This is a genomic window from Streptomyces sp. NPDC058964, from assembly GCF_042741275.1.
Taxonomy (GTDB): domain Bacteria; phylum Actinomycetota; class Actinomycetes; order Streptomycetales; family Streptomycetaceae; genus Streptomyces.
The window spans coordinates 1-12,392 of sequence record NZ_JBHYKH010000072.1; the positions used below are offsets into that span (position 1 = coordinate 1).

Consider the following 12,392-nt stretch of genomic DNA (forward strand, 5'->3'; position numbering starts at 1 on the left):
GGGCGCCGGCGAGGTAGGCGGCGCCCCCCGCGGGGGGCCGCGGGCGGGGGGGGGTCCGCAGTGCGACGCGCGATCGCCGCGGACGACGCGATCGCGGCGACGGCAAGTGGGGACGACGTCACCGAGGGCAAACCGGCGCCTGAGCCCGTCGAGCGCGCCCTGGAACTGGCAGGCGTACCGGCCGAACATGCCGTATTCGTCGGCGACACCGTGTGGGACATGCGAGCGGGCACCGAAGCGGGGGTGCGGTGCGTGGCGCTCCTGTGCGGCGGCATCCCCCGTGCCGACTTGGAGGAGGCCGGCGCCGACGCGGTCTTCGAGACCCCGGCTGATCTGCTCGCCTCGCTGCCGCGGAGCCCGCTGGCCTGACGGTGTGCTGAGGCGAGGTCATCTCTCGTACAGACTGGACCGTGGCAAGCCCATCCCCCTCGTTGGACGGACCGACGGCCGGCGCCCTTCACCTCGCTGGACGACGCTGAGACCCGGGCTCTGGCTCCGCCCTTCGGAACGCCGCCTGGCCGGTATCCCCCTCATGTCGGCGACACCGTGCACAGCCTCCCGGCCATCGGGTACTCGGTAGCGGTCCCAGAGTCTCAGATTGCGGTACAGGAGGGACGATGGCGGGCTTCGGATACTTCTTGTCGTGCGAGGAGCACCCACCGGCGGAACTCGTCGAGCAGGCGCGGATGGCCGAACAGGCCGGCTTCGAGTCGCTGTGGATATCGGACCACTATCACCCGTGGCACGACCGCCAAGGGCAGAGCCCGTTCGTGTGGTCGGTGATCGGGGCCTTGTCGCAGGCGGTGTCGCTGCCTGTGGAGACGGCGGTGACCTGTCCACTGGTGCGGACCCACCCCGTGGTGATCGCCCAGGCCGCCGCGACCAGCTCGGTGCAGCTGAACGGGCGTTTCCGGCTGGGGGTGGGCACAGGCGAGGCGCTCAACGAGCACATCCTCGGCACGGTGTGGCCCGAGGCGCCCGTACGGCTGGAAATGCTGGAGGAGGCCGTACAGATCATGCGGCGGCTGTTCACCGGGGAGCAGATCAGTCACCACGGCAGGCACTACACCGTGGAGAACGCACGCCTGTACACACTGCCGGACGAGCCGGTGCCGATCGACGTGTCGGCCTTCGGCCCCCAGGCGGCCGAGGTCGCCGCCCGCATCGGCGACGGCCTGATCACGATGGCGCCCGATGAAGCGATGGTGCAGCGCTTCCGGCGCGGTGGCGGCGGTGCCAATCCGGTGTACGGCGGGTTCAAGGTGTGCTGGGGGACGGACGAGCAGGAGGCGGTCCGCACTGCGCACCGTCTGTGGGCCAACGAGCAACTGCCTGGCGAACTCCCGCAAGTCCTGCCGACCCCGCGCCACTTCGAGCAGGCGTCCCAGTTGGTCACCGAGGACCAGGTGGCGAAGGCCGTACCGTGCGGCGACGATCCGGACGCGCACGTCGAGGCACTCGCCGCGTTCGTCGACGCAGGTTTCGACACCGTCTACGTCAACCAGATCGGCAAGGATCAGCAGGGCTTCTTCGACTTCTACCGCACCAAGGTCCTGCCACGGGTCCGCGACTGACGTCGGTGGGACGGGTACGGTGAACGGCTCCGCAGTGACCGGCGGCACGGCGCTCGTCGTGATCGACATGATCAACACGTACGACCACGAGGACGCCGAACTGCTCGTACCCTCCGCCCGCCGCATCGTTCCCGTCGTCGCAGATCTGCTCGGCCGTGCCCGCGAGGCCGACGTGCCGGTGGTGTACGCGAACGACAACTTCGGCCTGTGGCGCTCCCACCATGGAGAGCTGCTGCAAAGGGCTCTGGAGCGGCCGCACGCCGGGCTGGTCGAGCCGATACGGCCCGACGGCGAATCCCTTTTCGTACTGAAGGCCCGCCACTCCATTTTCTATGAGACACCCATGGCATACGTGCTGTGGCGGCTGGGCGTCAAGCACCTGGTCCTCTGCGGCCAGGTCACCGAGCAGTGCGTTCTGTACTCGGCCCTGGACGCGCACATCCGGCACCTGGAGGTCACGGTACCGAGGGACGCCGTGGCCTCCATCCACCCCCATCTGGAGGCCGCCGCCCTGGAAATGATGGAGCGCAACATGGGCGCCCGGATCGTGACGGCGGGTGAGGTCGACTTCACGGGCGCCCGGAGTGCCGTACCGGACAGCCCTCCGGACCAGCGCGAGGACCGACCATGAGCGAACACGGCCTCCGGAGCGGCCCGACACTCCCGGACCGGGCGCGACACACTGGCCCTCAACGAGAGCCTCCGGGGGTCTGTCGTCGGGCCAATGGGTCGTGGCCCCGGTTCGTCGAGGTCCCTGATGTTCATTGCCGGCCGGGTGGCCGTGAACCGGTGCACCCGGAGGGCGTCGTCGCCGGAAGGAGCGCGCCGATCTTGCTGCGCAGTGGTTTCGGAGAGCGGGGACCGGGGCACCCGTGCGACGCTCGACACAGAGCACCGAAGCCTGGCCGAGGACGCGGCGCCGTTTCGCCGGCACCGGGCGATCTCACCGGGCCCTGACCACCGCGACCGCACGCGCCACTCCGGGGGACCTGACCGAGGAGTTGAGCCATGACGGACAACAGCGCCGGTCAGACCCGCCGGTCGAGGCGGAGAAGGCCGGACGGCCACCAGCTGTCCGGCCCGCAGCCGGACGTGGCGGGCGCGGCCGGTCACCTCGACCACCCTCCCCGTGTGGGCTTCTTCACCGACACCTCCGTGTGCATCGGCTGCAAGGCGTGCGAGGTGGCCTGCAAGGAGTGGAACGCGGTGCCGGAGGACGGCCTGCAGCTGACCGGCATGTCCTACGACAACACGCAAGGGCTCGGCGCCGACACCTGGCGGCACGTCGCCTTCATCGAGCAGCGCAAACCACTGGGCGGGCAGGAGCCCGGATTCGCCCACGAGAACGTCGACGTCTTCGACGCCGCCCGCCGACTCGGCAGCTCCCCGTCCTCTCCGGGGCCGGGGGCCACGGCACCGGCCCCGGACGCGGCACCGACGGGCGCGCCGGCCGGGGAGATCTCGCCCCTGCGTCCCGACGGACGAACCGAGCTGCGCTGGCTCATGTCCTCCGATGTGTGCAAGCACTGCACGCACGCGGCCTGTCTCGACGTCTGCCCCACCGGTTCGCTGTTCCGCACCGAGTTCGGCACGGTCGTCGTCCAGGAGGACATCTGCAATGGCTGCGGCTACTGCGTACCGGCCTGCCCGTACGGCGTCATCGACCTGCGTGAGGGTGACGGCCGGGCCTGGAAGTGCACGCTGTGCTACGACCGGCTCGGCGTCGGCGCCGAGCCGGCCTGTGCGAAGGCGTGCCCGACCGACTCCATCCAGTTCGGTCCGCTGGAGGAACTGCGCGAGCGAGGGGCCGGCCGGGTGGCACAGTTGCACGCCAACGGCGTGACCGACGCCCGCCTCTATGGTGAGAACCCCGACGACGGGGTCGGAGGCGACGGCGCGTTCTTCCTGCTGCTGGACGAGCCGGAGGTCTACGGCCTGCCGCCGGACCCGGTCGTCACCACGCGGGATCTGCCGGACATGTGGCGGCACGCGGCAATGGCCGCTGCCTCGCTCGCGGCGCTCGCTGTCGCCAGTTTCGTCAAGGGCGGCGGCCGGAGGCAGCGATGAGCGGATCGGACGTGACGCGCGGCGGCGTTCACGGCGCACGACCCGGGCGGGACGCCCGCACCGGAGCGCGCGCCGGGCGCCGCCGCGGACGCGGGGAGCAGCCCATGGTGCCGGAGGCCGGGTTCTCGACGTACTACGGCGAACCGGTGCTGAACAAGCCGACCTGGAAGCCTCTCGACATCGCGGGTTACCTGTATCTCGGCGGTCTCGCGAGCGGCTCCTCGCTGCTCGCGGCCGGGGGCGACGTCACGGGACGTCCGTCGCTGGCCCGTGCCGGGAAGCTGGGGGCTGCGGGGGCCATCTCGCTGTCGCTGGCGGCGCTGGTCCACGATCTGGGGCGGCCCGCTCGCTTCCTCAACATGCTGCGCGTGTTCAAACCGACTTCGCCCATGAGCGTGGGGTCGTGGTTGCTCACCGCGTACGCGCCGTTGACGATCGCCGCCGCGGTGAGCGATGTCACGGGCCGTCTCCGGCTCGTCGGCGCGTCGGCCACCGCGGCGGCAGGCGTCCTCGGCCCCGCCGTGGCGACGTACACCGCTGTCCTGATCTCCGACACCGCGGTGCCTTCCTGGCACGAGGGGTACCGGCAGATGCCGTTCGTTTTCGCGGGCTCCGGTGCCACCGCGGCGGCCGGTCTGGCCCTGGCGGCCGTGCCGGTCGAAGAGACGGGGCCGGCCAGCCGCATGGCCGTCCTGGGAGCGGCTCTCGAACTCGGCGCCTTCCGGCTGCTGAAACGGCGCACGGGCCTGGCGGCCGAACCGTACGGGAAGGGCAAGGCGCATACGCTCGTCCGTACCGCGGAGATCCTCACGGCAGGCGGTACGGCCCTGGCGGCGGCCGCGGCCCGGCGCCACAGCCGCACCCTCGCCGTGACCGCCGGAGCCGCCTTGCTGACCGGCTCGGCAGCGCTGCGATTCGGGGTGTACCACGCCGGGCTCGCCTCCGCCGAGGACCCGAAGTACACGGTCGTGCCGCAACGGGAGCGCCTGCGGGCGCGGGCGGACTGACCCGGCCGCCCTCTCCGGACCGGCGCGGGCTTCCGGGCCTCTGGGGCTCCCATGCCTCCATGCCTCCACGCCTCCGCGGCCAGGAACGCCGTTCGGCCAGTCGGTGGCCGGCCGTACAGACGGCTCGTACGCCGTAAGGGACGTCCGGGTGCACGACCATTGCGGGCAGCCCGCCGGATGACCACGGGCCGGTGTGACGGCGATACCGTCCGGCGGCACACCTGCGAACCAGGCGGGCTGGTGGTGGCCGCCCAGCCCGCCCGCGGTGGGAGCCCCGGCAGCCACGACGAACGCCCCACTCGCCTCCCCCGCGCCCACCCGTCCGTTTCGACTGGCGCGTCAGGGGTACTCCGAGTCAGCCTGAATACAGGGGCCCGGAGGTAGGGCGCTCCGCGTCAGGTTCGTGGCCGGCGGACATCCGCTGACCGCACGGCAACCGAACGGGAGGACCGAGCCATGGGCGTGCGCACCTGGATCGACTCCTGGCCGGTCTACCGCCAGCTCAAGGGCACCGATCCGCTGGGCCGCGGGGCCGCCGCCAAGAGTGGGCAGAGCGCGCGGCTGTCGCCCCGTATCGCGAGTGCGGACCGCGTGGTGAAGTCCGTCTGCCCGTACTGCGCGGTCGGCTGCGGCCAGAACGTGTACGTCGAGGGCGACCGGGTCACGCAGATCGAGGGCGACCCCGACTCCCCCATCTCCCGAGGCCGGCTGTGTCCCAAGGGCTCGGCAAGCCTCCAGCTCACCACGGGCGATGCCCGAGAACACCACGTCCTCTACCGTCGCCCGCACGGCACCACCTGGGAGCGGCTCGATCTCGGCACGGCCATGGACATGATTGCCGACCGGGTGATCGCGGCCCGGCGCGCAGGATGGCAGTGGGAGGTCGACGAGACCCGCACCCGGCGCACGCTCGGTATCGCGAGCCTGGGCGGGGCGACGCTCGACAACGAGGAGAACTACCTCCTCAAGAAGCTGTTCACCGCGCTCGGGGCGATCCAGATCGAGAACCAGGCGCGCGTTTGACACTCCGCCACCGTTCCCGGTCTGGGAACCTCGTTCGGACGCGGCGGCGCGACCACCTTCCAGCAGGACCTGCAGAACGCCGACTGCATCGTCATCCAGGGCTCGAACATGGCGGAGTGCCACCCGGTCGGGTTCCAGTGGGTGATGGAGGCCAAGGCACGCGGCGCGAAGGTGATCCACATCGACCCGCGCTTCACCCGCACCAGCGCCGTGGCCGACGTTCATGTGCCGCTGCGTGCGGGCACGGACATCGCCTTCCTCGGCGGCATCATCAACTACGTCCTGCAGAACGAGAAGTACTTCCGGGACTACGTGGTGGCGTACACGAACGCGGCCGTCGTGCTGCGCGAGGACTTCCGCGACACCGAGGACCTGGACGGTGTGTTCTCCGGCCTCGACTCCGACAACCGCCGCTACGACAACGCCAGTTGGCAGTACGAGGGCATGGAGGTCCAGGCTGCCTCCGGCGAGCGTGACCGGGAGTACGAGGTGCGCACCGGCGGCGGCAGTTCGGTGTCCGAGGCCGCACGTGGTGAGGCACACGGCTCCGGCGGCGCGGCGATCGGTGAGGGCGAGCCCGAGCGGGACGAGACGCTCGCCCACCCGCGGTGTGTCTTCCAGGTCCTCAAGCGGCACTACGCCCGCTATACGCCGAAGACGGTCGAGCAGATCTGCGGCGTGCCACAGCACCTCTTCCAGCAGGTGTGCCGTCTGGTCACCGACAACTCCGGCCGGGAGCGGACAACGGCCTTCGCCTACTCGGTCGGCTGGACCCAGCACACCGTCGGCGTCCAGTACATCCGCGCGGCCTCCGTGCTCCAGGCACTGCTCGGCAACATCGGACGGCCGGGCGGCGGCATCCTCGCGCTGCGCGGTCACGCCTCCATCCAGGGCTCGACGGACATCCCGACCCTGTTCAACCTGCTGCCCGGCTACATCCCCCTGCCGCACGCCCACCAGGACCAGGGCCTGGACGAGTTCGTACAGGCCGAGGCGGCGCACAAGGGCTACTGGGGGAACATGCGCGCCTACCTGGTCAGCCTGCTCAAGGCGTACTGGGGCGCGGCGGCCACCCCCGACAACGACTTCTGCTTCGACTACCTGCCGCGCCTGACGGGCTCCCACTCCACCTACGAGACGGTGATGGCCCAGCTGGACGGCACCTGCAAGGGCTACTTCCTGCTGGGCGAGAACCCGGCGGTCGGCAGCGCCAACTCCAAGCTCCAGCGTCTGGGCATGGCCAATCTGGACTGGCTCGTGGTACGGGACTTCTCCCTCATCGAGTCGGCGACCTGGTGGAAGGACGGCCCGGAGATCGAGACCGGGGAGCTGCGCACCGAGGACATCCGCACCGAGGTGTTCTTCCTGCCCGCCGCCGCGCACACCGAGAAGGACGGCAGCTTCACCAACACCCAGCGCCTGCTGCAGTGGCATCACCAGGCCGTCGAGCCGGCGGCGGACGCCCGCAGCGACCTGTGGTTCGCCTTCCACCTCGGGCGGCTGATCCGGCGCAGACTCGCCGGTTCCACCGATCCGGCGGACCGGCCGGTACTCGACCTGACCTGGGACTATCCCGTCAGGGGCGCACTCGCCGAACCGGACGCGGAAGCAGTTCTCGCCGAGATCAACGGCCACGACGCCGACGGCAACCCGCTGGCCTCCTACGAACAGCTCACCGCCGACGGCTCCACCGCGTGCGGATGCTGGATCTACTGCGGGGTCTACGCCGACGGCGTCAACCAGGCGGCCCGCCGCAAGCCCGGCACGGAGCAGAACTGGGTCGCGAACGAGTGGGGCTGGGCCTGGCCGGCCAACCGGCGCATCCTGTACAACCGCGCTTCCGCCGACCCGGACGGCAAACCGTGGAGCGAACGCAAGGCGCTGGTGTGGTGGGACGCCGAGAACACGAAGTGGATCGGTCACGACATCCCCGACTTCGCCGCCACCAAGTCCCCGGGCCACCGGCCCCCACCGGACGCCACCGGGCCCGAGGCCCTGTCCGGCACGGACCCGTTCATCATGCAGGCCGACGGCAAGGCGTGGCTGTACGTGCCCTCCGGGCTCACCGACGGGCCGCTGCCGGCGCACTACGAGCCGCAGGACTCGCCGTTCCCCAACCTGCTGTACACGCAACAGCGCAACCCTGTAAGGCACTTGCTACCACCACACCCGGACAACCGGTACCAGCCCAGCGGTGACGAACCGGGCGCGGAGGTCTTCCCCTACGTCGCCACCACCTATCGGCTCACCGAGCACCACACCGCGGGGGGAATGTCCCGGTGGCTGCCCTACCTGGCCGAACTGCAACCGGAGTTCTTCTGCGAGGTCTCGCCCGAACTGGCCGCGGAACGGGGCCTTGAGCACACCGGCTGGGCGACGGTCGTCAGCGCGCGGGGCGTGATCGAGGCGCGGGTGCTGGTGACCGACCGCATGGCGCCGCTGACCGTGCAGGGCCGCAGGCTGCACCAGGTAGGGCTCCCTTACCACTGGGGCCCGAACGGCTACAGCACGGGTGACGCGGCCAACGAACTGCTGCACATGTCACTGGACCCCAATACGCACATCCAGGAGGCCAAGGCGTTCGCCGTGGACATCCGGCCCGGACGGCGTCCCCGGGGAGCGGCCGCGCCGGAGCTGGTGCGCGCCTACCGGGCGCGGGCCGGCATCGACGAGCACACCGGCACGGAGCCCTGAGCCGGTTCGCCGGTCCAGGAGTCCAGGCGCCGATCACCTGAGCACGATCGAGTGGGCCCCGGACGGCACGAGCTCACCCACCACCGGCGCTCCGGGCACCTCCCCGGCGACCAGTAGCCCGCCGGAGGTCTGCGCGTCGGCCAGCAGCAGCCGGGTGCCGGTGTCCGTGGCCCCGAAGTCGGTGTGCGGCGCCACCCACTCCAGGTTGCGCCGGGTTCCACCGCTGACGTACCCGTCCCGGACCGCTTCGCGGGCACCGTCCAGGTAGGGCACGGCGGCGGTGTCGACCACGGCAGTCACGCCGGACGCCCGGGCGAGCTTGTACAGATGGCCCAGAAAGCCGAAGCCGGTGACGTCGGTGGCGCAGGTGGCACCGGCCGCGAGAGCGGCCGTGGACGCGTCCCGGTTCAGGGCCGTCATCGTGGCGATCGCCTGCTCGAACCGCTCGCCGGTGGCCTTGTGCCGGTTGTTCAGCACGCCGAGACCGAGGGGTTTGGTCAGCGACAGTGGCAGGCCGGGCCGGCCGGCGTCGTTGCGCAGCAGCCTCGCCGGGTCGGCCAGTCCGGTGACGGCCATGCCGTATTTGGGCTCGACGTCGTCGACGCTGTGCCCACCGCCCACATGGCAGCCCGCCTCCGTGGCCACGTCCAGTCCGCCGCGCAGCACCTCGCGAGCCAGATCCGACGGCAGCCGGTCACGGGGCCACGCCAGGAGGTTGACCGCGAGGACCGGTCGGCCTCCCATCGCGTACACGTCGGACAGGGCGTTGGCGGCCGCGACGCGGCCCCAGTCGTACGGGTCGTCCACGACGGGGGTGAAGAAGTCGGCCGTGCACACCACGGCCGTGCCCGCGTGCCCGGGCAGGGCGACGACGGCCGCGTCGTCTCCGGTGGCGAGACCGACGAGCAGCGGGGTGTCACCCCCGGTGAGCGGGGCGCCGAGACCGCTGACGACCTCCTCCAGCTCGCCGGGCGGGATCTTGCAGGCGCAGCCGCCGCCGTGGGCGAACTGTGTGAGCCGTACGGCCGCTTGGCGGGTCGGTGTCATGTCGCTCTCCCGGGGAACTAGCCTGACGGTCGGTGGAGGCGTGTGGGTGCCTGGTGGCCCTCCCGGTCTTCAAAACCGAGGTGTCCGAGAATCTCGGGCAGGCGGGTTCGATTCCCGTCCGCCTCCGCTTCCTGCGCCGAGCCGGCAGCGGCGCCGCCGGTCGTCCACGCGCTCCGTGTACCCATGAGCGTCCAGGTGCTCCAGCAGCGGCACGGCCACCCGGCGTGAGGTGTCCAGGGCCTGCCGGGCCTCGCTCGTCGTGAACGGCTGAGGCAGCCGCGCGAGGACGGCGGCGGCCCGCGCGTCCGCGCCCGGCAGCAGCACGATCCCGTCGGCGACCCGCAGCAGCGCGCCCGCCGTCACGGCGGCGGCCACCGCCTTGCGGGTAAGTCCCAGTTCGGCGAGGCGGTCGGCCTCCGGCGCGCGGAACGGTGCCGCCGCCAGTTCCCGTCGTACGGCGTCGACGCCCGCCCGCACGGACGGCGGAAGGAGTGACCGGGGGCCTTCGGAGCCGTGGAGCCGTCCTCGTCGGCAGGTGAGCCGGGGTGTCGCCGCCACGAGTGCGTCCACGAGCGACCGGTCGGGCAGGCCCAGCAGACGACGGGCGGCCTCCAGCGGGAGCCCCGGGTCCAGGGCGTGCTCCTTCGCGTGCCGCTCCACCTCGTTGACCAGGTGCTCGCCCAGCGACGCCCAGTAGCCGGGGTCCGCGAGCCAGTCCCCGGCCACGGGCACGGCGGCCGGCGGCACGCCCATCGCGCGCAGTTCCGACCGCTGGACCAGCCGGCGCCGCCGCACTTCTCCGGCCTCGTCCGGCAGGCCTGCCATGGTCGCCAGCTCGGCCGCTCTGACCCGTGCCGCGCCCCGCCGGGCCAGGCGCGGGGGCCGCACGTCCAGCACCGTCACGCCGCAGGGCCCGCGCCGGCCGCCCGGTTCGCGCAGCACGGCACGGTCGCCGACGCGCAGCGGCAGGCCTCGGCGGGAAGTCAGCCGCGCGGTGTCGTCGCCCAGGGGACGGACGGTCACCGGGACTGCGGCGGTGCCGATGTGCAGGGTGACCGACCGCGGCAGGTCGGCAACAGGCTCACCGGCGACCCGGACGTCGACGAGATCCGTGAGCAGCCATCGCTCCGGGGCCAGCAGCACGTCCCCGCGCCGCAGGTCACCGGCGGCGGGCCCGTGCACGTTGACCGCCACACGCCCCACCCCGCTGACCGCGGAGCGCTCCTCCTGCAGGGACTGCAGCCCGCGCACCCGTAGCACGGTCGTTCCGTCGCCCGTGACCAGCCGGTCGCCCACGCGCAGGGTGCCGGATCCGAGCGTGCCGGTCACCACCGTGCCATGGCCGCGCACCGTGAAGGCCCGGTCCAGCCACAGCCGTACGTCCGCGTCGGCGGCCGGGACCGGTAGCGCGGCCGCCAGGCGGGACAGCTCGGTGCGCAGTACGCCGAGCCCGTGGCCGGTCACCGAGCTGACGGCGACGGCAGGCACGGTGCCGAGTGAGGTGGCGGCCATGCGCCCGACTGCGTCGGCCATCACGGGGACCGGATCTGCCAGGTCGCTGCGCGTCACCGCGAGGACGGCGTGCCGCACCCCGAGCGCGTCCAGGATCGCCAGGTGTTCCTCGGACTGCGGCTGCCAGCCCTGGTCGGCGGCCACGACGAAGAGCACCGCCGGCACAGGTCCGACTCCGGCCAGCATGGTCGGCACGAACTTCTCGTGCCCCGGTACGTCGACGAATGCGAGGTGCTCGCCGTCCGCGCCGAGCCGGGTCCACACGAAGCCGAGGTCGAGGGTCAGACCCCGGCGCCGCTCCTCATCGAGGCGGTCGGGTTCCATGCCGGTCAGCGCTCTGACGAGGGCGGACTTGCCGTGGTCGACGTGCCCGGCGGTGGCCAGCACCCGCATGACGCCTGCCTCCTACCGTCCCGCGGCCGCGCGGACGGCCCCGGCAAGCCGTTCGTCGTCCTCCGCCGGCACCGCCCGCAGATCGAGCAGACAGCGCCCTGACTCCAGACGCCCGACGACCGGAACGCGCCCGGTGCGCAGGGCAGCCGCGAAACCCTCCGGCAGGGACAGCGCGGCGCTGGGCAGCGTCACACCTGGCGCGCCGCCACCGCCGACCGTCGCGGCGCTCTCGACGGCCCGGACGTCGATGCCGTACTGGGCGAGTGCGCAGGCAAGGCGTTCGGCGCGGGCGCGCAGGGTGGCGGGGTCGGTGGTCAGTGCGTCGGCGGTCGGGGTCGGAGGCCCGGTGAGCGTGGCCTCCAGCGCGGCCAGTGTCAGCTTGTCCACGCGCACGGCACGGGCCAGCGGGTGCCGGGAGAGGGTGCGCACGAGGCCCTGCTCACCCAGCAGCAGGCCGCACTGCGGCCCGCCCAGCAGTTTGTCGCCGCTGGCGGTGACGAGGGAGGCACCGGCCCGCAGTTGCGACTCGGCGTCCGGCTCGTCCGGCAGCGACGGATGGGGCTCGAGCAGACCGGACCCGATGTCGACGACCACCGGTACGCCGAGTCCGGTGAGTTCCCCGATGCCGGCGGAGCGGGTGAAGCCGGTGATGCGGAAGTTGGACGGATGTACCTTCAGTACAAAGCCCGTGCCCGGCCCGATCACGGCGGCGTAGTCGTCGGCGGTCGTGCGGTTGGTGGTACCCACCTCACGAAGCCGGGCCCCGGTGGACACCAGGAGGTCCGGCAGCCGGAAGCCGTCTCCGATCTCCACCATCTCCCCGCGGCTCACGACGATCTCCCGGCCGGCGGCCAGCGCCGTGGCGGTCAGGACCAGCGCGGCGGCGCCGTTGTTGACGACGTGCACGGCACCCGCGGCGGGCACCCGTTCGCACAGCGCTCGCAACGCCGTACGACCGCGGCGGGCCCGTGCGCCGGTGTCCAGGTCCAGCTCCACGTCGGTCGGCCCGGCGGCCTCGGCCACCGCCCGTCGGGCCGCGGCCGACAACCGCGCGCGGCCCAAGGTAGTGTGGAAC

General features: G+C 72.2%; 9 protein-coding genes, 1 tRNA gene and 2 pseudogenes. 8 read left to right on the top strand and 4 right to left on the bottom strand.

The genetic code is table 11. The features are described 5' to 3' along the window. The 6 genes from ACFW2E_RS12265 to fdh form a co-directional block, all read left to right on the top strand. On the top strand, positions 1–369 hold a 369-nt coding region (locus tag ACFW2E_RS12265; protein WP_384465384.1), incomplete at its 5' end, for an HAD family hydrolase. Positions 370–617: 248 nt separating this feature from the next. Next, positions 618–1,574 (top strand): LLM class F420-dependent oxidoreductase, encoded by a 957-nt coding sequence (locus tag ACFW2E_RS12270; RefSeq protein WP_384465387.1) that lies wholly within the window; start codon positions 618–620, stop codon positions 1,572–1,574. A gap of 19 nt (positions 1,575–1,593) precedes the next feature. Next, positions 1,594–2,205, top strand: coding sequence for a cysteine hydrolase family protein (locus tag ACFW2E_RS12275; RefSeq protein WP_384465390.1), 612 nt, complete (start codon positions 1,594–1,596; stop codon positions 2,203–2,205). 377 nt (positions 2,206–2,582) lie between these two features. Beyond that, complete coding sequence (locus tag ACFW2E_RS12280) at positions 2,583–3,641, top strand: 4Fe-4S dicluster domain-containing protein (RefSeq protein WP_384465393.1); 1,059 nt, start codon at positions 2,583–2,585, stop codon at positions 3,639–3,641. Continuing rightward, the gene (nrfD, locus tag ACFW2E_RS12285) at positions 3,638–4,648 is read left to right on the top strand and encodes an NrfD/PsrC family molybdoenzyme membrane anchor subunit (protein ID WP_384465396.1); all 1,011 of its coding nucleotides are present in this window, start codon (positions 3,638–3,640) and stop codon (positions 4,646–4,648) included. Before ACFW2E_RS12280 ends, nrfD begins: the two co-directional genes overlap by 4 nt. A gap of 456 nt (positions 4,649–5,104) precedes the next feature. Further along, a complete protein-coding gene (gene fdh, locus ACFW2E_RS12290; protein WP_384465399.1) occupies positions 5,105–8,365 on the top strand; it encodes a formate dehydrogenase in 3,261 nt (1,086 codons plus the stop codon). Between the two features lie 33 nt (positions 8,366–8,398). On the opposite strand, the gene selD is transcribed toward fdh, so the two are convergent. Beyond that, positions 8,399–9,412: a selenide, water dikinase SelD gene (selD, locus tag ACFW2E_RS12295; RefSeq protein WP_384465403.1), complete on the bottom strand. Its 1,014-nt coding sequence runs from the start codon at positions 9,410–9,412 to the stop codon at positions 8,399–8,401. 34 nt (positions 9,413–9,446) lie between these two features. Here selD and ACFW2E_RS12300 point away from each other — a divergent pair. After that, positions 9,447–9,540: transfer RNA gene (locus ACFW2E_RS12300), tRNA-Sec, on the top strand. A gap of 34 nt (positions 9,541–9,574) precedes the next feature. Here the strand turns inward: ACFW2E_RS12300 and ACFW2E_RS12305 are convergent. Continuing rightward, positions 9,575–9,982, bottom strand: a pseudogene (locus ACFW2E_RS12305) (SelB C-terminal domain-containing protein); the annotation flags it as partial. Here ACFW2E_RS12305 and ACFW2E_RS12310 point away from each other — a divergent pair. Continuing rightward, a complete protein-coding gene (locus ACFW2E_RS12310) occupies positions 9,926–10,669 on the top strand; it encodes a hypothetical protein (protein ID WP_384465405.1) in 744 nt (247 codons plus the stop codon). The pseudogene ACFW2E_RS12305 and the gene ACFW2E_RS12310 overlap by 57 nt on opposite strands. A gap of 237 nt (positions 10,670–10,906) precedes the next feature. On the opposite strand, the pseudogene ACFW2E_RS12315 reads toward ACFW2E_RS12310, so the two are convergent. Both ACFW2E_RS12315 and selA read right to left on the bottom strand, forming a co-directional pair. After that, positions 10,907–11,317 (bottom strand): annotated as a pseudogene (locus tag ACFW2E_RS12315) (GTP-binding protein); the annotation flags it as partial. A 12-nt stretch (positions 11,318–11,329) separates the two neighbouring features. After that, positions 11,330–12,392 (bottom strand): L-seryl-tRNA(Sec) selenium transferase (gene selA / locus ACFW2E_RS12320; protein WP_384465408.1); only part of this gene is annotated, 1,063 nt, incomplete at its 5' end.